Source organism: Glycomyces paridis, assembly GCF_004912155.1.
GTDB lineage: Bacteria > Actinomycetota > Actinomycetes > Mycobacteriales > Micromonosporaceae > Glycomyces > Glycomyces paridis.
Genome location: NZ_STGX01000008.1, coordinates 167,568 through 192,458, shown reverse-complemented (window position 1 = coordinate 192,458; position 24,891 = coordinate 167,568). Strand labels below are relative to the sequence as shown.

Annotated in this window: 22 protein-coding genes and 1 pseudogene; 12 read left to right on the top strand and 11 right to left on the bottom strand. The window is 71.4% G+C overall.

From position 1 onward, the window contains the following. Position 1: 1 nt before the first annotated feature. Positions 2-955 (top strand): cation diffusion facilitator family transporter, encoded by a 954-nt coding sequence (locus E9998_RS12625; protein WP_204745413.1) that lies wholly within the window; start codon positions 2-4, stop codon positions 953-955. Here the strand turns inward: E9998_RS12625 and E9998_RS12620 are convergent. The 3 genes from E9998_RS12620 to E9998_RS12610 all read right to left on the bottom strand — a co-directional run bounded on the left by E9998_RS12620 (position 942) and on the right by E9998_RS12610 (position 3,177). Continuing rightward, positions 942-2,090: a hypothetical protein gene (locus E9998_RS12620; RefSeq protein WP_136530050.1), complete on the bottom strand. Its 1,149-nt coding sequence runs from the start codon at positions 2,088-2,090 to the stop codon at positions 942-944. The two genes, E9998_RS12625 and E9998_RS12620, sit on opposite strands and share 14 nt — an antisense overlap. A gap of 82 nt (positions 2,091-2,172) precedes the next feature. Then, a complete protein-coding gene (locus E9998_RS12615; protein WP_136530049.1) occupies positions 2,173-2,637 on the bottom strand; it encodes a peroxiredoxin in 465 nt (154 codons plus the stop codon). A gap of 123 nt (positions 2,638-2,760) precedes the next feature. After that, positions 2,761-3,177 carry a DUF3052 domain-containing protein gene (locus E9998_RS12610; protein WP_136530048.1) on the bottom strand — a complete coding sequence of 139 codons (417 nt, stop codon included), beginning with the start codon at positions 3,175-3,177 and terminating at the stop codon, positions 2,761-2,763. A gap of 373 nt (positions 3,178-3,550) precedes the next feature. On the opposite strand from E9998_RS12610, the gene aceE reads away from it, so the two are divergent. Next, complete coding sequence (aceE, locus tag E9998_RS12605; RefSeq protein WP_136530047.1) at positions 3,551-6,283, top strand: pyruvate dehydrogenase (acetyl-transferring), homodimeric type; 2,733 nt, start codon at positions 3,551-3,553, stop codon at positions 6,281-6,283. A gap of 57 nt (positions 6,284-6,340) precedes the next feature. On the opposite strand, the gene E9998_RS12600 is transcribed toward aceE, so the two are convergent. Further along, complete coding sequence (locus E9998_RS12600; RefSeq protein WP_204745412.1) at positions 6,341-7,795, bottom strand: PDR/VanB family oxidoreductase; 1,455 nt, start codon at positions 7,793-7,795, stop codon at positions 6,341-6,343. Positions 7,796-7,918: 123 nt separating this feature from the next. Further along, positions 7,919-8,290 (bottom strand): thioredoxin, encoded by a 372-nt coding sequence (gene trxA / locus E9998_RS12595; RefSeq protein ID WP_136530046.1) that lies wholly within the window; start codon positions 8,288-8,290, stop codon positions 7,919-7,921. Between the two features lie 116 nt (positions 8,291-8,406). On the opposite strand from trxA, the gene E9998_RS12590 reads away from it, so the two are divergent. From E9998_RS12590 to E9998_RS12555, 8 genes and pseudogenes are all read left to right on the top strand, one after another. Further along, positions 8,407-9,576 (top strand): PucR family transcriptional regulator, encoded by a 1,170-nt coding sequence (locus E9998_RS12590; protein WP_136530045.1) that lies wholly within the window; start codon positions 8,407-8,409, stop codon positions 9,574-9,576. 93 nt (positions 9,577-9,669) lie between these two features. Then, positions 9,670-10,560 (top strand): annotated as a pseudogene (locus tag E9998_RS12585) (ACP S-malonyltransferase); the annotation flags it as partial. 41 nt (positions 10,561-10,601) lie between these two features. Then, complete coding sequence (locus tag E9998_RS12580) at positions 10,602-11,555, top strand: beta-ketoacyl-ACP synthase III (protein WP_136530043.1); 954 nt, start codon at positions 10,602-10,604, stop codon at positions 11,553-11,555. 26 nt (positions 11,556-11,581) lie between these two features. Then, complete coding sequence (locus tag E9998_RS12575; protein ID WP_030159099.1) at positions 11,582-11,818, top strand: acyl carrier protein; 237 nt, start codon at positions 11,582-11,584, stop codon at positions 11,816-11,818. Positions 11,819-11,820: 2 nt separating this feature from the next. Continuing rightward, positions 11,821-13,038, top strand: a complete 1,218-nt coding sequence (gene fabF / locus E9998_RS12570) for a beta-ketoacyl-ACP synthase II (RefSeq protein ID WP_136530042.1) — start codon at positions 11,821-11,823, stop codon at positions 13,036-13,038. Between the two features lie 374 nt (positions 13,039-13,412). Beyond that, positions 13,413-14,603 (top strand): DUF418 domain-containing protein, encoded by a 1,191-nt coding sequence (locus E9998_RS12565; protein ID WP_136530041.1) that lies wholly within the window; start codon positions 13,413-13,415, stop codon positions 14,601-14,603. A gap of 61 nt (positions 14,604-14,664) precedes the next feature. Continuing rightward, on the top strand, positions 14,665-15,201 hold the full coding sequence (locus E9998_RS12560; RefSeq protein ID WP_136530040.1) for a hypothetical protein: 537 nt from the start codon (positions 14,665-14,667) through the stop codon (positions 15,199-15,201). 98 nt (positions 15,202-15,299) lie between these two features. Next, a complete protein-coding gene (locus E9998_RS12555) occupies positions 15,300-17,963 on the top strand; it encodes a Dyp-type peroxidase (RefSeq protein WP_136530039.1) in 2,664 nt (887 codons plus the stop codon). A gap of 57 nt (positions 17,964-18,020) precedes the next feature. On the opposite strand, the gene E9998_RS12550 is transcribed toward E9998_RS12555, so the two are convergent. Continuing rightward, a complete protein-coding gene (locus E9998_RS12550) occupies positions 18,021-18,857 on the bottom strand; it encodes a phosphoribosylaminoimidazolesuccinocarboxamide synthase (protein ID WP_136530038.1) in 837 nt (278 codons plus the stop codon). A 203-nt stretch (positions 18,858-19,060) separates the two neighbouring features. Between E9998_RS12550 and lipA the strand changes: the two genes are divergently transcribed. After that, positions 19,061-19,969, top strand: a complete 909-nt coding sequence (gene lipA / locus E9998_RS12545; protein WP_420842434.1) for a lipoyl synthase — start codon at positions 19,061-19,063, stop codon at positions 19,967-19,969. 30 nt (positions 19,970-19,999) lie between these two features. Beyond that, a complete protein-coding gene (locus tag E9998_RS12540; protein WP_136530036.1) occupies positions 20,000-20,695 on the top strand; it encodes a DUF4191 family protein in 696 nt (231 codons plus the stop codon). A gap of 171 nt (positions 20,696-20,866) precedes the next feature. Here E9998_RS12540 and E9998_RS12535 read toward each other — a convergent pair whose 3' ends face one another. From E9998_RS12535 to E9998_RS12515, 5 genes are all read right to left on the bottom strand, one after another. Next, positions 20,867-21,277: a DUF3040 domain-containing protein gene (locus tag E9998_RS12535; RefSeq protein WP_136530035.1), complete on the bottom strand. Its 411-nt coding sequence runs from the start codon at positions 21,275-21,277 to the stop codon at positions 20,867-20,869. Positions 21,278-21,442: 165 nt separating this feature from the next. Beyond that, positions 21,443-22,627: a DNA polymerase IV gene (dinB, locus tag E9998_RS12530; protein WP_136530118.1), complete on the bottom strand. Its 1,185-nt coding sequence runs from the start codon at positions 22,625-22,627 to the stop codon at positions 21,443-21,445. A gap of 350 nt (positions 22,628-22,977) precedes the next feature. Then, the gene (locus tag E9998_RS12525; protein ID WP_136530034.1) at positions 22,978-23,700 is read right to left on the bottom strand and encodes an alkaline phosphatase family protein; all 723 of its coding nucleotides are present in this window, start codon (positions 23,698-23,700) and stop codon (positions 22,978-22,980) included. Then, positions 23,625-24,143, bottom strand: coding sequence for an alkaline phosphatase family protein (locus E9998_RS12520; protein WP_136530033.1), 519 nt, complete (start codon positions 24,141-24,143; stop codon positions 23,625-23,627). Before E9998_RS12520 ends, E9998_RS12525 begins: the two co-directional genes overlap by 76 nt. 57 nt (positions 24,144-24,200) lie before the next feature. After that, on the bottom strand, positions 24,201-24,863 hold the full coding sequence (locus E9998_RS12515) for a response regulator (protein ID WP_136530032.1): 663 nt from the start codon (positions 24,861-24,863) through the stop codon (positions 24,201-24,203). Positions 24,864-24,891 lie beyond the last annotated feature (28 nt).

The window sequence follows — 24,891 nt, the reverse complement described above, 5'->3', positions numbered from 1 at the left end:
AGTGAACGAAGCGGTCGAGGTCAAGTCGGAGAGCGTCCTGACGGTGCTCGTGGCGGCACTGATGAACTTCGCCATCGCCGCCGCCAAACTCGTCGCCGGCGTCGTCTCCGGCTCGGCCGCGATGGTCTCCGAGGCCGCCCACTCCGCCGCCGACACCGTCACCGAACTCATGCTCTACGTCGCGCTGCGCAACAGCGCCAAGCCCGCCGACGAGGCGCACCCCTTCGGGTACGGCAACACCGCGTACCTGTGGGCTGCGCTGGCGGCCGCGTTCACGTTCGTGGCCGGCGGCCTGTTCTCCATCACGCACGGCGTGCACTCGATGAACAGCGGCGGCGAGGCGGACTTCCTGGTCTCCTACATCGTCCTGGCGATCTCGTTCGTCCTTGAGGGCGTCTCGTTCGGGCGCACCATCGTGCAACTGCGCGACGAGTCCCGCCACTGGGAGGTCCGCCCGACGCTGTTCCTGCGCCACACCCCGGACACGACGCTCAAGGCCGTGTTCCTCGAAGACCTCGCGGCGCTCATCGGCCTCCTCCTGGCCGCGCTCGGGCTCATGTTCACCGAGATCACCGGGGACCCGGTCTACGACGGCACCGCCTCGGTCCTCATCGGCGTGCTGCTCCTGGTCGTCGCGGTCCTGCTCGGGCACGCCAACGTCTCGCTCCTGGTCGGACGGAGCCTGCCGCCGCGCTTCCGCCGCGAGGTCCGGGCCGAACTGGAGACCGCCGAGGACATAGCATCGGTCCAGGAGCTATTGACACTCCAACTGGGACCGACGTCGGTCCTGGTCGCGGCCAGGGTCGACTTCCGCGACAGCGCCACCGGCGAGGCGATCGAGCGGACCTGCCGGGACGCTGAGGCGCGCCTGCGCGAGCGCTATCCGATGATCCAGTACGTGTTCCTGAGCCCCTGGGGCGCGGCCGCGACGCCGCCGGACCTCACGCCGCGATGACCTCCTGGGCCCGCTCAAGGAGGCCCTGCATGGTCTCCTGCCAGGCGTAGGTCTCCTCCTCGATCTGGAGGTAGTACGCGAGCTGCGCCTGCTTCCACGCCTCCTCGGCGGCCTCCCGGTAGCCCGAGGACTCCCCGCAGGCGACCACGTCGAGCGCGAACCCGCGCTCGAACTCGAGCCAGCCTTCGAAGTCGCCCTCGTCCGGCACGTCCTCGGGCGGCTCGGGCCACGAGCCCGGCGAGCCCTCGTAGGCCCACCTGGCCTGGTCGCCCTCGCCGGCCTCGACCAGGTACTCATTCACCGCCAGATAGCCCTTACGGAATTCCCAAACGCCCCAACCGGAGTCGTAGAGGCAGTCGAGGAAGTCACCTTCGTATTCGGCCACGGCTTCGAGGTAGTAAGGCTCGATTTCGGAGCCGTCCCCAACGGGCGGTTCGGGCTCCCAGGTCCAGTCGGTGAAGTCCTCGCCTTCGACCTCATGGGCCTCCGCGCCGCCGTAGACCGCCTCGATCATCTCGCCCCAGCAGCCGCCAGGCGGGGTCTCGTCGTATTGCACGACGCCGTCGCCGTCCGGGTCGGGATCGGCGCCGATCAGGTCGGCGTGTATCACGGAGGCCCGCTCCTCGCCCATGTAGGCGACGTACCAGGCGTACTGGTCCTCGGCGTCGAGTTCGAGGAACACCCTGACCGCCGATTCGGCCTCGGAGTCGAACAATCCCATCGAGTCCGCCTCGCTCGCCTCCCAGAGTTCGGGGTCGGCCGACGCCTGCGCGTCGGGCAGGTTCGTCCACTGCCAGTACGCGCCGGACGCGGCCTGGTCCTCGCCGACCAGGAACCGCTCATGCGGCGCCCCGTCGAGGAGGCTCCCGTCCATGACACCGCCGCCCTGCATTGCCAGTTCCGCCTCCAAGTGGACGGCGAACCCCTGGTCCTCAAGGCAGTCGCGAATGATCCGGGCTTCGGCCGCGTTGAGTTCTTCGATCAGGCGCGCACTCTCGTTGAACATGTCACTCAGCCGCACCTCGTGCTCCGAGAGGTCCTCCGGTTCCGAGGCGAACCAGGAACATCCGGAGGCGGCGAGGATCAGAACGGCCAGGGAGGCGATGCGCTTGAGCGGCATGAGGGGTCCGATCACTTGGGGTGACCCCATTGTCGCGCATGGAGCGTCCGGGGACGCGAAAGGGCCGCCGGTCCCCCGGCGGCCCTCGGCGGTGTCGCTAGGCCTGGACCTCGTCCAGGGCCTTCTGCCAGGCGGCGAGATCGCGGCCCTCGCCGGGGAAGTTCATCTCGGCGAAGCGCACGACGCCGGACTTGTCGATGACGAAGGTGCCGCGGTTCGCCATGCCCTTCTCGTCGTTGAACACGCCGTAGGCCTGGGCGACGGCGCCGTGCGGCCAGAAGTCGCTCAGCAGCGGGAACTCGAAGCCCTCGCGCTGGGCCCAGACCTTGTGGGCGAACGGGGAGTCGACGGAGACGCTGAGGACCTGCACGTCGTCGGTCTGGAACGAGTCGAGGTTGTCGCGGATGCCGCACAGCTCGCCCTCGCACGTACCGGTGAACGCGAACGGGTAGAAGACCAGCAGGACGTGCTTCTCGCCGACGAAGTCAGCGAGCGAGACCTCCTGGTTGTTCTGGTCCTTCAAGGTGAAGCCGGGGGCCTGGGTTCCGGTCTCGATCGGCATGGGCGCTCCTTGCACAGCGGCCCTCGCGGCGAGGGCCTTCGGTGGTCTGACGCGCTCGACGTTAGCCCCAGGGGCGCGCGCACGGCACCGGACCCGCCGGGGACGGGACCTCGGCGACAAGCCCTAGTGGCGGGCGACGACCATGCGGGAGGCGACCCAGTCGGGCGAGGCGTTCAGGGTCTTGGTGGACTTCAGGCCCGCCAGCGCGGCCGACTCCTCGATGTCGGCCGGCTCGATGTGGCCGCGGCGCCCCGCCTTGGGGGTGAGGAGCCAGACGACGCCGTCGTCGGCGAGCGGGTCGCGGGCGTCGAGGAGGACGTCGACGAGGTCGCCGTCCTCGCTGCGGCACCACAGGAGGACGGCACCGACGATCTCGTCGGAGTCCTCGTCGAGCAGTTCCCCGACTGCTTCGATGACGGCGGTGCGCAGTGCTGCGTCGACATCGGTGTCGAACCCGATCTCCATGACGGCTTCGACGCCGTCGAGACCGAGTCGCTGCACGACGCTCGGGACGTCCACCGGGCTGCTCGGAGCGTTCACTTCGTCCCCTCCATGGGTCGGCTGCCAGAGCGTGGCGCTCTGCTGTCCACAGGATATGAACTAGAGCATATGAGGTGCGGCATATTCGGCACTCGCGCGCCCGCCGGGCGCGGGTCGCGGCAAGCGGTCGCACGGCGCGGGGCCCGTGCGGTGCGGGTTCGTTCACGTGCCCGTGATCTCACCGGGACGGGTGCTCTACGCAGCGGCGCAGGTCGGGGAGGTTCGCGGCGGCGGGGAGTGTGGGCGCGGTCGCATCAACCCGGGTGGGCGGGGGAGGCTCGCGGTAGATTCAGGGGAGGATGGTAGAGAACGATGACACTCTGCTGCCAAGAGCAACCCTGCAAAGCCGCAGTCTTAGAACGAGGGATCGCCCGTGACCACGGAACAGAACCGGCCGCCCATCAGTGACGGATTGCCGACCCAAGTACCGGACACTGACCCCGGGGAGACCAGCGAATGGCTGGACTCCCTCGACGGCCTCCTCGACGCGGGCGGGCGCACGCGCGCCCGCTATGTCATGCAGCGGCTGGTCGAGCACGCCCGCAAGCGCCAGATCGGCGTTCCGGCGTCCACGAGCACCGACTACGTGAACACCATTCCCGTCGAGGCCGAGCCGCACTACCCCGGTGACGAGGCCGTCGAGCACCGCATCCGCGCGTTCGTGCGCTGGAACGCGGCGATGACCGTCCACCGCGCGCAGCGTCCCGGCATCGGCGTCGGCGGCCACATCTCCACGTACGCCTCCGCGGCGAACCTGTACGAGGTGGGCTACAACCACTTCTTCCGCGGCCGCGGTCACGCCGGCGGCGGCGACCAGATCTTCTTCCAGGGCCACGCCTCCCCCGGCATGTACGCCCGCTCCTTCGTGGAGGGCCGGCTGACCGAGGACGACCTCGACGGCTTCCGCCAGGAGGTCTCGCGGCCGCAGGGCGGCCTGCCGTCCTACCCGCACCCGCGCCTGATGCCCGACTACTGGCAGTTCCCGACCGTGTCGATGGGCCTGGGCCCGATCAACGCGATCTACCAGGCGCTGTTCAACCGCTACATGGACGACCGCGGCCTGGCCGACACCAAGCAGCAGCAGGTGTGGGCGTTCCTGGGCGACGGCGAGATGGACGAGGTCGAGTCGCGGGGCGCGCTCCAGTTCGCGGCCGGCGCCGAGCTCGACAACCTCACGTTCGTGGTCAACTGCAACCTCCAGCGCCTCGACGGGCCGGTGCGCGGCAACGGCAAGATCGTGCAGGAGCTGGAGTCGTACTTCCGCGGCGCGGGCTGGAACGTCATCAAGGTCATGTGGGGCCGCGAGTGGGACCCGCTGCTGGCGGCGGACGCCGACGGCGCGCTGGTGAACCTCATGAACACCACGCCCGACGGCGACTACCAGACCTTCAAGGCCGAGTCGGGCGCGTTCGTCCGCGAGCACTTCTTCGGGCGCGACACGCGCACGAAGGCGCTCGCGCAGCACCTCACCGACGACCAGATCTGGGACCTGCGGCGCGGCGGCCACGACGACCGCAAGATCTACGCCGCCTACCGGGCCGCGATGGCGCACGAGGGCCAGCCGACGGTCATCCTCGCGCACACCGTCAAGGGCTACAAGCTCGGTTCGACCTTCGAGGGCCGCAACGCGACCCACCAGATGAAGAAGCTCTCGCTCGACGACCTCAAGGGCTTCCGCGACGCCCTCGACATGCCGGTCACCGACGAGCAGCTGGAGGCGAGCCCGTACCTGCCGCCGTACGTCAAGCCGGCCGAGGACTCGCCTGAGCACGAGTACCTCCAGGAGCGCCGCCGGGCGCTCGGCGGCGCGATCCCCTCGCGCCGCAACTCGGTGGTGCCGGTCGCACTTCCGGACACGGACGCGTACAAGTCCACCAAGCGCGGTTCGGGCAAGCAGAAGGTCGCCACCACCCAGGCGCTCGTGCGCCTGCTCAAGGACCTCATGCGGGACAAGGAGATCGGCAAGCGCTGGGTGCCGATCATCCCCGACGAGGCGCGCACCTTCGGCATGGACGCGATGTTCCCGACGGCGAAGATCTGGTCCCCGCACGGCCAGCAGTACCTGTCGGTGGACCGGGACCTGTTCCTCTCCTACAAGGAGTCCGAGCAGGGCCAGCTCATGCACGTGGGCATCAACGAGGCCGGTTCGATGGCCGCGTTCACCGCCGCGGGCACCTCGGGCGACACCCTCGGGGTGCCGATGATCCCGTTCTACATCTTCTACTCGATGTTCGGATTCCAGCGGACCGCCGACGCGATCTGGGCCGCCACGGACCAGCTCGCGAACGGCTTCCTCGTCGGCGCCACGGCCGGGCGGACCACGCTCAACGGCGAGGGCCTCCAGCACGAGGACGGGCACTCGATCCTCCTGGCCCACACCAACCCCGCGGTCCTCTCCTACGACCCGGCGTTCGGCTACGAGATCGGCCACCTGGTCCAGGACGGCCTCAAGCGCATGTACGAGGACGGCGAGCACGTCTTCTACTACCTGACGGTCTACAACGAGCCGATGGTCCAGCCCGCCGAGCCGGCGGACGTGGACGTCGAGGGCATCCTCAAGGGCATCCACCGCGTCTCCGTAGCCGAGGGCCAAGGCCCGCGAGTACAGCTGCTCGCCTCCGGTTCGGGCATGCCGTGGGCGCAGAAGGCCGTCGAACTCCTCGCCTCCGACTGGGGCGTGGCCGCCGACGTGTGGTCGGTGACCTCCTGGTCCGAGCTCAACCGCGACGCGATCGCGGCCGAGCGCGAGAACCTGCGCCACCCCGAGGCCGAGGCGCGCGTCCCGTACGTGACGCAGAAGCTCTCGGGCGCCGAGGGCCCGTTCGTGGCCGTCAGCGACTACATGCGGTCGGTACCCGACCTCATCAGCCGCTGGGTGCCGGGCGACTACACCTCGCTGGGCACGGACGGCTTCGGCCACTCCGACACCCGCGGGGCGCTGCGCCGCCACTTCAACGTCGACGCCGAGTCCATCGCCGTCGCCGCGCTCCAGCAGCTCGCCGCCCGCGGCGAGATCAAGCCCGAGCTCGCGGCCCAGGCCGCCGCGAAGTACCAGATCACCGACCCGACCGCCGCCGAGGCGGGCGAGGCCGGCGGCGACTCCTAAACACCGCAGAGCGATCAGGGGCCGGGGAGCGATGCTCTCCGGCCCCTTCGCCGTCCCTCACGCGTCGACGACGAGGCGTCCCGCCGCGCGGCCGACGCACGGGTAGAACAGGGGCGAGCCGTCCGGTGCCACCGCGAGCGGCACGTGCGAGGGGTTCTCGGGGCGACCCTCGACCACGCGCAGGCGGCAGGTCCCGCACACCCCGATCTCGCAGTCCGAGGGAACCTCCACGCCCGCGTCGGCCAGCGCGGCGAGGGCGCTGCGGTCGGCGCCCACGGTCACGGCGGCGGCGCTGCGCTTGGCGTGCAGCTCGAAGGGCTCGCGGACGGTGCCGGGGGCGAACCGCTCGGTGTGCAACTCCAGGTGCGGGGCGACGCGGTGGACGGTGTCGGCGAGCGCGTCCAGCAGCGGCGCGGGCCCGCACGCGTAGATCCCGGTGCCGTCGGACAGGTCGGCGACCTCGGCGACGAGGTTGGGGCGCCCGAACGCCGCGGTCGGGTAGAGCACGACGTTCGCCGGCCAAGTGGTGGCGAGCTGGTCGGCGAAGGCCATCGTGGCGCGGTCGCGCCCGGTGTAGACCAGGCGCCACGGCATCCCGGCGTGGTCGACCTGGAGGACCATCGCCACGATCGGGGTGATGCCGATGCCGCCGGCGACGAACAGGTACGTCGGGTGCAGGCTCAGCGGGAACATGTTGCGCGGCCGGGAGATCCGCACCAGGTCGCCGGGGCGCAGCCGGTGCACCTCGCGCGAGCCCCCGCGCCCGGCGTCGTCGCGCCGCACCGCGATCCGGTACCCGAGCCGGTCGGTCGGGCGCGAGCACAGCGAGTAGTGGCGCACCAGGCCCGAGGGCAGCTCGATCTCGATGTGGGCGCCGGCCTCGAACGGCGGCAGGAGGCGACCGTGGACGCCGACGAGGTCGATCGAGTGCACGCCTTCGGCGACCGGCACGACCCGCCGCACCCGCACCGCGAAGCGGTCGTCGGCCACCGGCCGCTCGGCGACCCGCCGGAACGGGCCCCACGGCCGGGCGTACGACAGGACCGCGGCGAACACCAGCAGCGCCGTGCCGAGCGCGGTCCCCACGCCGAGCACCGCGTACGCGCCGCCCGGGTGCGGACTGGAGGTCAAGGCGATCACGCTGGGGCGCAGGAAGACGAGGCCGCCGGTGATCACGGCGGCGGTGACGGCGAGCTTCGCGGCCACCCACCGGTGGCGCACCACCCCGAGCGGACCGGTCGCCCCGAGCGCCACGCCGGTCGCCAGCGCCGCGAACGACACCGCGCCCACGCCGAGGTCGTTGAAGAGCCCCAGGACGGTCCAGGCCGCCGCGGCGGCGTCCGGATCGGCGCTGAAGCGGACCCACAGGCACAGCGTCAGCACGAACGCCATGTAGGCGAGCCACAGGACCGAGGAGAGGACGTGGACCCCGGCGAGGGCCCTGCGGGCCGCGACCGGCAGGTCGGGGCGCGGACCAGGTCCGCGGAGCGGGGGGACGCGGTCGGCCGGCACAGCGGACCTCCTCGACGTGCGGCTACTCGGCTCCCAACCCGAAAAGCAACCTAACACGGTTCGAGACAGGACAAAAGAGGCCGGGCGCGTCCAAAACGCGCCCGGCCCCTCGAAGTCTCGGCACTAGGCCTCTTCGGCCTCTTCGGCCTCGATCTGCTTGCGGACCTCGTCCATGTCGAGCTCCTTCACCTTCCCGATGACCTCCGCCAGCGCGGCCGGCGGGAGCGCCCCGGGCTGGCTGTACAGGAGGATGCCGTCGCGGAAGGCCATGAGGGTCGGGATCGACTGGATCCCCGCCTCGGCCGACAGCTCCCGCTGGTCCTCGGTGTCGATCTTCCCGAAGACGACGTCGGTGTGCTCCTCGCTGGCCTTCTCGAAGGTCGGCGCGAACATCTTGCACGGTCCGCACCAGTCGGCCCACCAGTCCACCAGGACGATGCCGTTCCCGGTGACGGTCTCCTCGAAGTTGTCCTTGGTCAGCTCAACCGTGGCCATGGGGCCGCCTCTCTGTCGTCGCTTCTCGGTCCTCTTCCGGGCAACAGTAGTGGCGGCACCGCTATTCCGTCCGACGTCGGTGCGCGGCGCGCGCCACGTCTGGCAGGCTATAGGGCATGGACCTGGCCACGACCATTCAGAACATCGAACGCTCCTCGTCGGCGCTGACGACCCAGTCGCTCACCCGGATGGACGAACGCCTCACCTGGTTCCGCGACCTGCCCGCCGAGCAGCGCTCGATGGTGACCCTCGTCGCGCAGGCCGGGGTGCGCCAGTTCGTCGAATGGCTGCGCAACTCCGGCGACGACCTCGGCTCCTCCGACATGGTCTTCGAGGCCGCCCCCGTCGAACTCGCCCGCGCCATCAGCCTCCAGCACACCGTCGCCCTCATCCAGGTCGTCATCGACGTCGTCGAAGAGCAGGTCCCCCAGCTCGCCGCCGACGGCGAAGTGGACCAGCTGCGCGAATCGGTCCTGCGCTTCAGCCGCGAGATCGCCTTCGCCGCCGCCCGCGTCTACGCCCGCGCCGCCGAGACCCGCGGCGCCTGGGACGCCCGCCTCCAGGCGATGCTCGTCGACGCGCTCCTGCGCGGCGACAACTCCGACGAGCTCATCAGCCGCGCCGCCGCCCTCGGCTGGTCCGAGACGCAGACCATCACCGTCGTCTGCGGCGCCACCCCCGGCGGCGAGGCGACCCTGGTCCTGCACTCGGTCCAGCGCGCCGCCCGGCGCCTGGGCCTGGACATCCTCGCCGGCGTCCACGGCGCCCGCCTCGTGCTCCTCCTCGGCGGCGTCAAAGAACCGGTCGAGATCGTCGAGAAGCTCACCGGCCAGTTCGGCGACGGCCCGATCGTCGTGGGCCCCACCGTGACCGGACTCGCCGAGGCGTCCTCCTCGGCGCTGGCGGCCGTGGCCGGGCACCGGGCCGCGCCCGCGTGGCCGGACGCCCCACGCCCCACCACCGCGACCCAGCTGCTGCCCGAGCGGGCCATCGCCGGGGACGAGGCGGCCCGCCAGGGCCTGCGCGAGGGCGTGTTCATGACGCTGCGCCGCGCCGGCGGGGAGCTGCTGGAGACCATGGACGCGTTCATCGCCTCCGGCGGCGTCCTGGAGGGCACCGCCCGCGAGCTGTACGTCCACCCGAACACGGTCCGCTACCGCCTCCGCCGCATCCAAGAGGTGACCGGTTTCTCCCCCACCGATCCACATGAGGCCTTCGTCCTCCGTGTGGGGTTGACCATAGGGCGCCTGGAGAACGCCCCGGCAACCCGGCGTTCTCGCAGTTGACAATGAGTGTTGTAGATTCCCTACAAGAACTGCGCGGGCATTCAGTCCCCTGACTGCTCCCGTATCCCGTGTCGCCGATGCGAAAGTCATAGTGTGCTTGCCATTCTCGCTCCCGGGCAGGGCTCCCAGAAGCCCGGGTTCCTGACGCCGTGGATCGAACACGACCCCGCCGCCGAGGCCCGCCTCCGCGGCTGGTCCGAACTCATCGGCCTCGACCTCGTCCGCCTCGGCACCGAGGCCGGCCAGGACGAGATCACCGACACCGCCAACACGCAGCCGCTGCTCGTCGCCGCCGGCCTGCTCGCCGCCGAGTACCTGCCGGTCTCGGCCGCCGCCGTCGTCGCCGGGCACTCCGTCGGCGAGCTCACCGCGCTCGCGCTCGCCGGGGTCCTCACCCCCGACGCCGCCGTCCGCCTCGCCGCCGTGCGCGGCCGCGAGATGGCCGCGGCCTGCGACATCGAGCCGACCACGATGGCCGCCGTCCTCGGCGGGGCCGAGGACGAGGTCCTCGCCGCGATCGAGTCGGCCGGCGCGTGGCCCGCCAACCGCAACGGCGCGGGCCAGATCGTCGCCGCCGGACCGGTGGCCGCGATCGAGAAGCTCACCGGGAACCCGCCCGCGAAGGCCCGGATCATCCCGCTCAAGGTCGCCGGCGCGTTCCACACCCCGCACATGGCCCCCGCCCAGGAGGCCCTCGAAGCCGTCGCCGCGGACATCGCCGTCGCCGACCCCGAGCGGACGCTCCTGTCCAACCGCGACGGCAGGCCCGTGACCGGCGGCGCCGCCGCCTTGCGGCAACTGGTGGCGCAGGTCACCTCACCGGTCAGGTGGGACGCCTGCATGAGTACGCTTGGAGAACTGGGCGTCACGACCGTCATCGAGCTGCCCCCCGCGGGCACGCTCACAGGGCTCGCCAAGCGCGCGCTCAAAGGCGTCGACCGACTCAACGTGAACACTCCCGACGAGCTCGCGCTCGCGGCCGAGTACGGTATGGCCGCCGAGGCCGAGAAGAACGAAGGAGTCGAGTGAGCGTCAACGGATCACGCGTCGTCAGCGTCGGCCACTACCAGCCGGAGAAGGTACTCACCAACGACGACCTCGCCAAGATCGTCGACACGAACGACGAGTGGATCGTCTCGCGCGTCGGCATCAAGGAGCGGCGCATCGCCGCCGACGACGAGAAGGTCGCCGACATGGCGATCCACGCCGCCCGGCAGGCCCTCGCGAACTCCGGCTACGGGCCCGAGGACATCGACATGGTCATCGTCGCCACCGTCTCGGCCAAGGACATGTGCCCCAACACCGCCTGCCGCGTCGCCGACGCCCTCGGCCTCTCCGTGCCCGCGGCCATCGACGTCAACACCGCCTGCTCGGGCTTCGAATACGCCCTCGCCCAGGCCGACATGGCGATCCGCATCGGCTCCGCCAAGCGCGCCATCGTGATCGGCGCCGAGAAGCTCACGGCCGTCACCGACTGGGAGGACCGCACCTCGTGCGTGCTCTTCGGCGACGGCGCGGGCGCGGTGGTCGTGGAGGGCACCGACGACCCGAAGCTGGCGATCAGCCCGGTCGTGTGGGGCTCGGAGCCGTCGATGAGCGACGTCATCCGCATCGAGGAGGACGTCCCCTTCATCAAACAGGCCGGTCAGACGGTCTTCCGCTGGGCGACGACCCAGCTGGCCCCGCTCATCGAGAAGGTCGCCGAGCGGGCCGACGTCAAGATCTCGGAACTGGCGGCCTTCGTGCCGCACCAGGCGAACCTGCGGATCATCCAGGGCATCGCCAAGCGCCTCGACTTCAGCGACGACTGCATCGTCGCCGAGGACATCGTCTACTCCGGCAACACGTCGGCGGCATCGGTGCCGCTGGCGCTGTCGAAGTTGGTCCAAAGTGGCAAGGTGGCCTCCGGCGCCCCGATCCTCCTGTTCGGATTCGGCGGCGGGCTCACCTACGCCGGGCAGGTCATCCGCTGCCCGTAACTATCGAGAGGAAATACATCATGGCTCTGTCCCGTGACGAGATCCGCGAAGGCCTGTCCGACATTCTCGAAGAGGTCGCGGGCGTCAACCCCGACGACGTCGCCGACGGCAAGTCCTTCACGGACGACCTGGACGTCGACTCGCTCGCCATGGTCGAGGTCGTCGTCGCCGCCGAGGAGAAGTTCGGCGTCAAGATCCCCGATGACGAGGTCGCCAACCTGAAGACCGTCGGCGACGCCGTCTCCTACATCGAAAAGGGCTAAATGTGACTGAGGTAGTCGTGACCGGACTCGGCGCGACCACCCCCCTCGGCGGGGACGTGGCGTCGACCTGGGAAGCACTCACCGCTGGTAGGTCGGGAGTCAGTCCCATCACCAAGGACTGGGCCGAGCAGCTCCCTGTGCGGATCGCCGCGCAGTTGGCCGTCGAGCCCGCCGAGGTGCTGCCCCGGGTTCGGCTGCGGCGCCTCGACCGGTCCGAGCAGATCGCGCTCATCGCCGCCCAGCAGGCCTGGGACGACGCGGGGCTGAGCGACGACCTCGACAAGGAGCGCCTCGGCGTCGTGTTCGGCTCCGGCATCGGCGGCGCGACCACCCTGCTCGACCAGGACGACATCCTGGAGCAGAAGGGCGCCCGCCTGGTCTCCCCGTTCACCGTGCCCATGCTCATGCCCAACGGGCCCGCGGCCGTGGTCGGCCTGGAGTTCGGCGCCCAGGCCGGCGTGCACGCCCCCACCAGCGCGTGCGCCACCTCAGCCGAGGCGATCTCCTGGGCCGCGGACATGATCCGCGCGGGCCGGGCCGACGTCGTGATCGCCGGCGGAGCGGAGGCGGTCATCGCGCCGCTGCCGATCGCCGGCTTCGCGTCGATGAAGGCCCTGTCCACCCGCAACGACGACCCGACTCGGGCCTCGCGCCCGTGGGACGTCGACCGCGACGGCTTCGTCATGGGCGAGGGCGGCGGGTCGCTGGTGCTCGAACGCCGCGACCACGCCGAGGCGCGCGGGGCGAGGATCTACGCGGTCGTCGCCGGGGCGGGCCTCACCTCGGACGGCTACGACATCGTCCAGCCCCACCCGGACTGCGCCGGCGGCGGGCGCGCGATGCAGCTCGCGCTCAAGCAGGCCGGGATCGACGCCTCGGAGGTCGGCCACGTCAACGCCCACGCGACGTCGACGCCCACCGGGGACATCCCGGAGACCAGGGGCATCAAGCGGGTCCTCGGCGACTCGGTGGTCCTCACGGCCACCAAGTCGATGACCGGGCACCTGCTCGGCGGCGCCGGCGCGGTCGAGTCGATCGCCTCGATCATGGCGATCGTCGACGGGATCATCCCGCCGACGATCAACCTGGACACGCCCGACCCGCTGCTCGAACTCGACGTGGCCGCGAACGAGGCCCGCAAGGTCGAGCTCAACGCCGCGATGAACACTGCCTTCGGCTTCGGCGGCCACAATGCGGCGTTGCTGTTCACGAGGGCGTAGCCCGGAGTGAACCGGAAGCGCAGCACGAGGGCGTAGCCCGGAGTGAACCGGCAGCCCTGCACAAGGGCCTAAGACGCGACATCCGAAGGGCCCCACCGCACAGCGGTGGGGCCCTTCGGCGCGCTCGGATTCGGGAGTGTCTCGGAGCGCCTCGGAGGGTCTATGACAATTCGGACACGAGAAGGGATCCCTGGGTCAAAAATACCCGCAGGGTACGACAATCCACGAACACGACGACCCCTCGCATAGGTGACGCCCGGTACCGGAGGCCCGAACGTCCCGGTAGTGCCCGCACTACCGTGAAGCGGCCTCGAATTCCTTAGACTGACATCGGAAACCGGAATCACCCGTCACCGACCACAGAGGAGTCAGTCGTGACCTACACCCCCTACGCCCCCGCGGGCCCGCCCGGCTCGATCACCAAGGCCGAGCGCTCCCTCGCCCCCGACATCGCCCGCGGCGGGATGCTCCTGTTCATCGCCCTCGCGAACGTCCCGATCCACCTGTGGGGCATGGGCCTCGACCAGTACAACCACAACACCGGCCAGTCGGCCGCCGACCACGTCGCGCTGTTCATCGAGCAGCTCGTCATCGCCGACCGCTCGCGGCCGATGTTCGCGATCCTCTACGGCTTCGGCATCGCCGTCATGGCCTCGCGCATGTTCGCGCGCGGCATGGACGCCAAAGCCGTCCGCAAGGTCCTGCGCCGCCGCTCGTGGTGGCTCATCGCCTTCGGCTTCCTCCACGCCGTGTTCCTCTTCTACGGCGACATCCTCGCCCCCTACGGCGCCACCGGCCTCATCGCCCTGTTCTTCGTGCACCTCTCCGACAAGGCGCTGAAGCGGTGGATGTGGGGCTCCGCGGCCTACTTCATCCTCGTCGGGCTCCCGTTCCTGGCGATCAGCTACACCGAGAGCGCCGCGCCGCCGTCCTTCGGCGACCTGCCGCCGTACCTCGACCAGATGCTCATGGGCGCCTCCGCCTCGATCGTGGTCATGCTCGTGAGCGTCTTCCTCGCGATGTTCCTGCCGCTCGTCGCCCTCGGCATGAGGGTCCAGCGCGCGGGCTGGATCGACCACCCGGAAGAACATCTGCCGCAGCTCAAGAAGGTCTTCGCCACCGGCATGGCCGTGAACGTCCTCAGTGCGCTCCCCGTGGCGCTCATCGCCATCGGCGCGTGGGAGCCGTCGAAGAACCTGTGGGTCGGCGCGAGCGCACTGACGCTCCTGGGCGGCATGTACGCCGGGCTCGGCTACATCTGCGGCTTCGCGCTCCTCGCGCACCGGCTGCGCGGCTTCGGCCGCCGCGGCGTCCCCGGGGCGCTCGCCGCGGTCGGCGAGCGGTCGCTGACGAGCTACCTGCTCCAGTCGATCATCATGGCCCCGCTCCTCACCGCCTGGGGCTTCGGCCTCGGCGAGGACATGGGCTACCTCGCGGCCTTCGGCGTCGCCTTCGCCACCTGGCTGTTCACGATCCTCGTCGCGGTCCTGCTCGACCGGGCCGGGAAACGCGGCCCGTTCGAAGTCCTGCTGCGACGCCTCACCTACGGGCCCAAGCGGTCCTGACGCGAAGCCGCCCCCGCGCCCGACGCGGGGGCGGCTCCCGCGCGCGTGACACAATACGCGCGTGGATGTGAGGCAGACGCCCTTCCGACTGCTGCGGGCCGCCGTGTTCGCCGCCGTCGCGGTGCCCGCCTCCCTCCTGCTCCACCTGTGGGGCGGCGGCCACGCCCCCGGCCCGCTCCCGACCGCCGCCGGGGCCGCACTCGCCTTCGCCGCCGCGTACGCCGCGGGCGGACGCCGGCGCGGCTTCCTCTTCCTCGCTCCCCTGTGCCTGCTGTCCCAATGGGGCCTGCACGAACTGTTCGAGGCCGGGAGCACCGCGCCGGTCCACGCGCACGCCGCGGGGGCCGCCATGTGGCTCGTCCACGTCGCCGCCGCGCTCGCGCAGGCGGCGTGGCTGGCGCGCGGCGACGCCGCGTTCGCGGTCCTGCTCGCGCTGCTCACCGTCGCCTGCGCCCGCGTCCTGCGGGTCCTCGGCGCGGGCATGCGTGCGGTCGTCCGGCCGCGCCGTTTCCTCGCCCGGACGCGGCTGCCGCGTCCGCTTCCGGCGGTGCGCACCGCCATCTCGCGCCGCGGACCGCCGCGGCTCGCTTTCTCCTGAGTCCCCTAGTCCCCCAGCGCGTTCGGCGCTGAACCCTGCCCGAAGCACACCGCCGCGGCCGTGCCGTGCGCGTCTTCGGGCCGCTCAGAAAGCGAGCCATGTCCAGATCATCGTTTCCGGCCGCCCTCAGGCGGCCGCTCCTCCGGCTGCATTTCTACGCCGGCATCCTCATCGCCCCGTTCCTACTCGTGTCGGCCCTGACCGGGCTGGCTTACGCGCTCTCGTACCCCGTCGAGGACGCGTTGTACTCCGACCTGCGGACCGTCGAGACCGGCGGCGAGCCGCTGACCCTCGCGCACCAGGTCGGCGCCGTCACCGAGGCGCACCCCGACTGGCCGGTGACCGCGGTGCGCCCCGCGGCCGGCCCCGAGGACACGACCGCCGTGCTCGTGGACGACGGGGTCGTCCGCGAGTCCGGCGCGAGCGCCGTCGTCTACGTCGACCCGTACACCGGGGAGGTCCTGGGCGATTCGACCACGTACGGGTCCTCGCAGGCCGGGCCGGTGCGCGAGTGGGTCTCGACGCTGCACCGGAACCTGCACCTGGGCGAGCCGGGCCGCCTGTACAGCGAACTCGCGGCCTCGTGGCTGTGGGTCGTGGCCCTCGGCGGCCTCGTCCTGTGGGTCTCGCGGCGCCGCGCGGGCCTGTGGCGCCCGCGGCGGGTCCGCTCGGGCCCGGGACGGGCGCGCACGCTCGCGTGGCACGGGCCGGTCGGCCTGTGGCTGGTCGCGGTCCTGGTGTTCCTGTCGGCCACGGGCGTCACCTGGTCGCGGTACGCGGGCGAGCACGTCGCGGAGCTGCGGTCGGCGCTGGACTGGAGCACCCCGGCGATCGCGGTAGAGGAGGGTGCGGCCACCGGCGACCATGCGGCCCATGACCATTCGGGCGCTTCGGGCACGTCGGCGTTCGCCGTGACGCTCCTCGACGGCGTCAACGGCGCGGCACTGGACGCGGGCCTGGAGGGTCCGCTCCAGATCACGCTGCCGACCGGCGCGGGCACGCGGTACCTGGTGGCCGAGACGGATCGGTCGTTCCCGGTGCGGCAGGACCAGGTCGTGGTCGAGGTGGCCGCGGGCGCCCCGGCGGTGGCCGAGGAGCTGCGGTTCGCGGACCGGCCGTTCATGGCGCAGGCGACGAACGTGCTCATCGCCGCGCACATGGGCGTGCTGTTCGGGCTCGCGAACCAGCTGGTCCTGGCGGCGGCGATGGCCGCGCTGGTGTGCGTGATCGTGTGGGGCTACCGGATGTGGTGGCAGCGCCGGCCGCAGGGGCGCCTGCTGGGCCGCCCGTACCCGCGCGGGTCGCTGCGGGACCTGCCGTGGCCGGCGGTCGCGGCGGTCGTGCTGGTCGCGGCGGGCCTCGGCTGGTTCTTCCCGCTGCTGGGGATCTCGCTGGCGGCCTTCGTCGCCGTCGACGTGCTCGCCGGGCTGTGGCGGCGCCGCCCGGGCCGTCCGGTCCCGGAGGGCGGCGAGGCGACGGTGACGCGGCGGACCGCCCTCGCCGCGGCCACGATCACGGCCGCGGTCGGCGCGGGCGCGGGCATGGCGGTCGCGTCGGGTATGCGCGGCGGCGAGGCCGCTGAGGACACCGGGTCGGGCGTGGAGCCGTTCTACGGGAACCGGCAGTCGGGGATCGCGACCCCGGCGCAGGACCACGCCCTGTTCGCCGCGTTCGACCTTGCCGCGGCGGACCTTTCCGGAGCGGCGCTCGACGCCGCGGCAGTGGCGGCGAACCTCGAACGGCTGCTTGAGGACTGGTCGGCCGTCGCAGCGGCGCTGGCCTCGGGTGAGACGCCGCCGAAGGCCGCGGTGGACGGCGCGGACCAGTTCGACGCGGAGGCGGTGGCGGCGGGCCTGGCGCCGGCGCGGTTGACGGTGACGTTCGGGATCGGCCCGGCGGTGTTCGCGAAGGCGGGCCTGGAGGCGGCGCAGCCGTCGAAGCTCGTGGCGCTGCCGGAGTTCGGCGGGGATCGCTTGAACCCGGCCTGGTCGGGAGGCGACCTGCTGGTGCAGGTGTGCGGCGACGACCGGCAGGTGGTGAGCAACGCGTTCCTGGAGCTGCGCAAGCGCGCGGTGGGCGCGGCGTCGCTGTCGTGGGTGCAGCAGGGGTTCTCCTCGGCGCCGGAGGGCGGTACGCCGCGGAACCTCATGGGGTTCAAGGACGGCAGCGCGAACCCGGCGGCGGGTTCGGCGGCGTTCGACGAGCGGGTGTGGGCGGTGGACGCCGAGCCGGACTGGTTCGAGGGCGGCACGTACCTGGTGTTCCGCAAGATCCGGATGCGTCTGCCGGACTGGTCGATGCTCTCGGCTGAGGAGCAGGACCTCACGTTCGGGCGCGAGCGGGACTCGGGGGTGCCGTTGAGCGGCGGCGGCGAGTTCGACCACCCGGACTTCGCGGCGCTCGACGCCTCGGGCCTGCCGGCGGTCCCGGCCGACTCGCACATCGCGGTGGTGCACGACGCGGCGATGGTGCGGCGCGGGTTCAACTACGACTACGGGTTCCTGACGCAGGCGGAGGTGTCCTCGGACGCGGCCGGGGACGGCCACGTGGACGGGCACATGCACGCCGAGCACCCGTACGACGCGGGACTGCTGTTCGTGTCGTTCCAGGCCGATCCGCAGGTGTTCGTGGACGCGCAGGAGAAGATGGCGGCCTCGGACCGGTTGACGGCGTTCATCGTCGCCGAGGGCGGCGCGGTGTTCGCGGTGCCGCCGGGCGCGCCCGAGGGCGGCTTCGTCGGCCAGGGCCTGTTCGGGCGCTGAGGCCCCGCGCGGAGTGCGACGGGGGCGGGCGTGGCGGCCCGCCCTCGTCGTCCGGCGCTACCGCCAGGTGCGGCCGGTGAGGAGCTCGTAGGCCTCGATGTAGCGGGCGAGGGTGGCTTCGGCGACGTCCTGGGGGATCTCGGGCGCTTCGGCGTCGTCGGGGGTCCAGCCGGTGGACTTGGCCCAGTCGCGAACGTACTGCTTGTCGAAGGACGGCTGGGTCTGGCCGGGCTTCCAGGCGGCGGCGTCCCAGAACCGGGAGGAGTCGGAGGTGAGGGCCTCGTCGGCGAGGAGGAGCGCGCCCTCGGCGTCGAGGCCGAACTCGAACTTGGTGTCGGCGATGATGATGCCCGAGGCGAGGGCGATCTCGGCGCCGCGGCGGTAGAGGTCGAGGGTGAGGTCGCGGACGCGGGCGGCGAGGCCGGCGCCGAGGAGCCCGGCGGTCTCCTCGTAGGTCATGGGCAGGTCGTGGTCGCCGACGGCGGCCTTGGAGGTCGGGGTGTAGAGCGGGGCGTCCAGCCGCGAGCCGTCGACCAGGCCCGCGGGGAGGGCGGTGCCGCAGACGGTGCCGGACTTGTCGTACTCGGCGAGGCCCGAGCCGGTGAGGTAGCCGCGCACGACCGCTTCGACGGGGACCATGTCGAGGCGTTTGACGCGGACGGCGCGCCCGGCGAACTCGGCGGGCACGTCCTCGGCGGAGATCACGTGGCTGGGGACGATGTCGGCGAGCCGCTCGAACCACCACAGGCTGAGGGCGGTGAGGAGGGCGCCCTTGCCGGGGATCGGGGTGGGGAGCACGACGTCGTAGACGCTGACGCGGTCGGAGGCGACGAGGACGAGGTCGCCGCCGTCGGCGTACACGTCTCGGACCTTGCCCTGGTGAACGAGTTCCACTGCTGCTCCTCTGCTCGTGCGCTGCGCCCGCTAGAACCGCGCCGACCGTCGGCCCGCGCCCATTGCACCCGCGGCAATTACACCAGCGCGAACGTCATCCCATGAATACCGCGCGCCGCGGCTGTGCCCAGCGACACCTGCCGTCCGGCACGCGCGCGGCGTAGGCTGGGCCGGTGACTTCCGTACAGCCTGAAGGACGCCGGATGCTGCGCCTCGAAGTGCGCAACGCCCAGACCCCGATCGAGAGGAAACCCCCCTGGATCAAGGTCAAGGCCAAGACCGGCCCGGAGTACACCGAGCTGCGGGGACTCGTCAAGAGCGAGGGCCTGCACACGGTCTGCCAAGAAGCCGGGTGCCCCAACATCTTCGAATGCTGGGAGGACCGCGAGGCGACGTTCCTCATCGGCGGCTCGCAGTGCACGCGGCGGTGCGACTTCTGCCAGATCGACACCGGCAAGCCCGACGCGCTCGACCGGGACGAGCCGCGGCGCGTGGCCGAGTCGGTCGAGACGATGGGCCTGAAGTACGCCACGATCACCGGCGTCGCCCGCGACGACCTCGACGACGGCGGGGCCTGGCTGTACGCCGAGACCGTCCGCCGCATCCACGCGGCCGTCCCCGGGTGCGGTGTGGAGCTGCTCATCCCCGACTTCAACGCCGTCCCCGAGCAGCTCGCCGAGGTGTTCTCCTCGCGCCCCGAGGTGCTCGCGCACAACGTCGAGACGGTGCCGCGGATCTTCAAGCGCATCCGCCCCGCGTTCCGCTACGAGCGGTCCCTCGAAGTGATCACGAAGGCCCGCGAGGACGGCCTGGTCACCAAGTCGAACCTCATCCTCGGCATGGGCGAGACCCGCGAGGAGGTCTCGCAGGCGCTGAAGGACCTGCACGCGGCCGGGTGCGAACTCATCACGATCACCCAGTACCTGCGCCCGACCAAGCGCCACCACCCGGTGGACCGGTGGGTCAAGCCCGAGGAGTTCGTGGAGCTCACCGCCGAGGCCGAGGAGATCGGCTTCGCCGGCGTCATGAGCGGCCCGCTCGTGCGCTCCTCGTACCGCGCCGGGCGCTTGTACCGACAGGCGATCGACGCCCGCGCCGCCACCCCCGCTTAAGGGCGCGGACCGCACACTAGAATCGAGCACATGGCAAAGCAGCAGGAGAAAGAGACGTTCGGGTCACGCCTGAAGACCATCGGCATGGCCATCAAGTTCACGAACCAGCGGGACAAGTGGTTCCTGCCTCTTGAGGCCGCCGCGATCCTGCTGCCGTTCGTGATCGTCACCGCCCTGGTGGTGTTCGCCCGGTTCCCGCTCCTGTGGTACGTCAGCTCGCTGTTCGTGGCCCTGCTGGCCGGGCTCATCGTGCTGAACATGCGCACCAGCAAGGTCGTGAACGAGGAGGCCATCGGCAAGCCGGGCGCGGCGTACGCGCTCATCGACGGCATCCGCGGCTGGCAGGTCACCCCCGGCGTCGCGGCCCTCTCGGAGACGCAGATGGTCCACCGCGCGGTCGGCAAGGCCGGCGTGGTCCTCCTCGGCGAGGGCGGCGGCAAGGTCCGCAAGCTCCTCGGCCAGGAGAAGAAGCGGATCTCGCGGGTGGTCGGCTCGACCCCCGTGTACACGTTCCTCGTCGGCGAGAGCGCCGGCGACGACTTCTCGGTGACCGAGGTCCGCAAGCGCCTCACGCAGCTGCCGAAGAACATCGAGTCCAAGGACGCCAACCACATCGCCAAGCGCCTCGACGCGCTCGGCATCGGCATGGCGATCCCCAAGGGCCCGATGCCGACCAGCGCGAACGCGGGCAAGGCCGCCCGCCGCGCGGCCCTCCGCGGCCGCTAGGACACCGGAAACCCAAGGCGCGCAACGCGAACCGGCCCGGCGGGGGTACTCCCCCGCCGGGCCGGTCCTTCGTCGTCCCCCGAACGCCGCCCCGTCCGTGCCCGGGCGTGCCGAGACGGGCCGGCCCTTCGGCTCGGCCCGTCTCGTCGCAGGCGCTTCAGTGCTTACAGGTCAGAAGATGTCACCGTTGTCGCGGCGGCGGCGCCACCGCTCTTCCATGCGGGAGGTGAACCCGCCGGGTTTGGGGCCTTTCGCGCCGCCGGTGGTGCGGCTGGCCTTGCCGTCGACGGCCTTGAGTTTCACGTTCGAGCCGCGCCGCTGCGCCCACAGGCCCAGGATGAGGCCGCCGAACATGAGCACCGCGCCGATCGGGGCGCCCCATTTGGCGACGTCATCGCCGACGATCACGGTGCCGATGACGACGGCTATGCCGATGACGGTGACCACGCCGGCCAGGATGAACCTGCGCCGAGTCACGTGGGCCGGATCGTGGGCGCGCACAGCGGAGGCGAACTGCGGGTCTTCGGACAAGGACTGCTCGATTTGCTCGAACAGCCGTTGCTCGTGATCGGAGAGCGGCACGACACTCCTCCTGCGCTAGTCTCGGCGGAGCCCCTGCGCGGCCCCGCTGCTTCTTGCATTCAAGTCTACGAGGCTTTCGCCCGAGGCGGAAGGCAGTTCGTCCTTGAATCAGTCCGTTCTGGCCGTGGTAAGGCCCCTGCGGACGCGGGGTGCGAAGCCTTTCGCTCAACGGTCGGGGTTCCCCGATTCGCGGGTGTCTACACGCGAGTCCCGGGGTGCCAGTCGCCCGGCCGATCGGACCGCCCCTTTCCCGAATTTCGCGCTCGCGAGGTCCATGACGGTCTCGATGTCGCGCCAGCCGTGCTCGGGCTCGCCGAGGGCCACCTGGCGGCCGACCGCGGCCGCCTCGACGAGGTGGTCGAGCTTCACGCCGATGAGCCGCACCGGCGCGGTCGCCGCCGCGTCGGCCAGTTCCCTTGCGGCCTCGTAGATGTCGCGGCCGACGTCGGTGTGCGCGGCGAGCATCCGCGAGCGGGTGATGGTGCGGAAGTCGCCGAAGCGGATCTTCACGGTGACCCCGCGCCCGGCCCAGCCCGCCGCCCGCGCCCTGGAGGCGACCTTCCGCGACAGTTCGAGGAGTACCGGACCCCACACGGCGGCGTCGGGGGCGTCCCGGTCGAACGTGGTCTCGTTGCTGATCGACTTCTCGACCCGCTCGGGGCGCACCGGCCTGGGGTCGATGTTCCGCGCGAGCGCGTACAGGTGTTCGGCGCTGGCGGTGCCGACGGACGCGGCTAGGCTGTCGACGTCGAGCCGGGCGAGGTCGCCGACGTTGCGCATCCCGAGCCGGGTGAGCTTCTCGGCGGTCTTCTCGCCGATGCCCCACACGGCGCGGATGGGCAGCGGGTGCAGGAAGTCGAGTTCGGTGGCGGCGGGGACGACGCCGAGCCCGTCGGGCTTTGAGGCCTCGCTGGCGAGCTTGGAGAGGAACTTCGTGGAGGCGATGCCGACGGTGCAGGTGATGCCGTGCTCCTCGCGCACGCGGGCGCGGATGGCGCGGGCGATCTCGGTGGGCGTGCCGATGAGCCGGCGGGCCCCCGCGACGTCGAGGAACGCCTCGTCGACCGAGATGGGCTGCACGTGGGGCGTGTACTCGCGGAAGATCGCCATGACCGCCCGCGAGACCTCCCCGTAGGAGGTGGTGGGCTGCATGAACACGCCGTGCGGGCAGCGCCTGCGCGCGATCGCGGTGGGCAGCGCCGAGTGCACCCCGTACTCGCGGGCCTCGTACGAGGCGGCGGCGACCACTCCGCGCGCCCCGAGCCCCGCGACGATCACCGGCTTCCCACGCAGCGAGGGGTCCCGGGCGACCTCGACCGACGCGAAAAAGGCGTCCATGTCGACGTGCATGATGCCCAGCCCGGAATCGGACAATTCCGGACCGATGAAACGCTGATCCCCGGCCACCCCGGAAGCGTAGCGACCGCCACCGACAACCACCGCCGCCCGCGACCCACGACCCACAACCCACGACCCATCAAAGCAGCCCCGTACTCGGCCTTACAGCATCTACCGTCCCTAGCCCCCACCCACCCAGAGGGGAAAGACCGTACCGCCCAGCTTCGCGCGCGGGTCCGACAAAAACCGCCCCCGCAGGCCCTCCTGTCACCCGAAAGAGTGCGGGCGGCGGGCGGTCCGAAACGCGAAATGCGACGCGATCCGTCCGGAACCAGCGCCCGCCAGACCTCGTCTCAGGACCTTCAGGCCGTGCGGTAGGTCCACAACGGGACGGCCATTTCGGCCGCCGTGAGGCCGCCGTGGTGGCCGATGAGGCGCGCCACGTGGGGCGGCTCGCCCTCGATGCCGACGACCGCGAAGGTGTCCTTGCACGCCACCACGAGGTCGCCGATGCGTTCGCGGTTGCGGTCGGCGACCTTCGGGCCGAACCAGCCGCGGTCGACCGCCTCGTCGCGGTCGAGCAGCTCGGCCCGCTCGCCGACCGCGTCGGCCCACGCCTGCCGCACCTCCTCGACCGCGCCGGGCGCGGTGTACAGGTAACGCATCCGGCCGTCGCCGCCGATCGCCTCGACGCCGTGCAGCAGGTCGGGCCGCTGGTCGACGTGCAGGCGGTCGGTCACGTTCACCATGCCGTGGTCGGCGGTCACGAACAGCGCCGCGTCGCGCGGCAGGCCCGACAGGATCCCGTCGATCGCCTCGCTCACCTCGGCGACCGCCTCCAGCCACTCGGGCGAGCCGATGCCGTGGAAATGCCCGGCCGTGTCCACGTCCGGCAGGTACGCGTAGACGAGGCTCCGGTCCCCGCGCGCCAGCGCCGCCACGGTCCCCTCGGCGACCTCGTGCGGGGCGATCGCCGGGAGCCACTGGGCGCCGCGGTAGATCGCGCGGGTCAGGCCGGTGGCGCGGAAGACGCCGTTGGAGACGACGGTGCAGGCGACGCCCTCGGCGGCGGCGCGTTCGAACACGGTGGGTTCGGGCTGCCAGGTCTCGGGGTCGGGCGCGCCCTCCCAGCGGATGTGGGTGACAAGGTCGCCGGAGTCGGGACGCGGAGGGTGAAGCCGATGATGCCGTGGAGTCCGGGCGGGACGTCGCAGGACAGGGAGGCGAGGCTGATCGGGGTGGAGGAGGGGACGGTCGCGGTGATCGGGGTGAGGGTGCCGAGTTCGCCGTGATGGAGGGCGCCGATGGTGGCGCTGGCCTGGGCGGCCTGGCCGAGGAGGTGATAGCCGAAGCCGTCGAGGAGGAGGACGGCGACGCGGCGGACGCCGTCGAGTTCGCCTTCGCGCAGGAGGGCGGCGCCGGCGGGGCCGGGGACGCCGAGCGCCGCGAGCGCGGTCGGCATGACGTCGGCGAGGGTGCCGGTGCCGTATGCGGGCCGGAGCGGTGCGAGGTGCGGGCTCGAAGGCATGGGGCGAGGCTAGCCGGTTCGGTATCGGTTCGGCCACATCGGGTGCCGCCTGGCGGTTCAGGGCTCGGGGATGTCGAGGCCGGAGCGGTAGGCGATGGCGACGAGTCCGGCGCGGTCGCGGGCGGCGAGTTTGGAGAGGAGTTTGCCGACGTGGGTGCGGACGGTGGCGGGGCTGATGAACAGGCGGCGGCCGATCTCGTCGTTGGGGAGGCCGGTGGCGACCCAGCGGAGGATCTCCAGTTCGCGGTCGGTGAGTTCGGGGAGGTTGGGGTGGGGTTTGGCGCCGCCGGTGCCGCGTTCGGCGTAGGCGCGGATGACTTTGCGGGTGACGTCGGGGCTGAGGAGGGAGTCGCCGGCGGCGGCGAGGCGTACGGCGCGCAGGAGGTCCTCGGGCGGGGCGTCCTTCATGACGAAGCCTGCGGCGCCGCTGGAGAGGGCGTCGAAGATGTAGTCGTCGATCTCGAAGGTGGTGATCATGACGACGCGGGTGGCGGCGAGGTTCTGGTCGCGGCTGATGCGCCGGAGGACTTCGAGGCCGTCGATGCCGGGCATGCGCACGTCGAGCAGGGCGACGTCGGGTTTGAGGCGCTGGATGAACTCCCAGGCCTGATCGCCGTCCTCGGCTTCGGCGGCGAGGCGGAAGTCGTCCTCGTTCTTGAAGAGGTTGCGCAGCGCCATGCGGATGAGGCTCTGGTCGTCGGCGATCACGAGGTCGATCATGGTCGGTGCTCCCTTGCTCGGTGTCGCT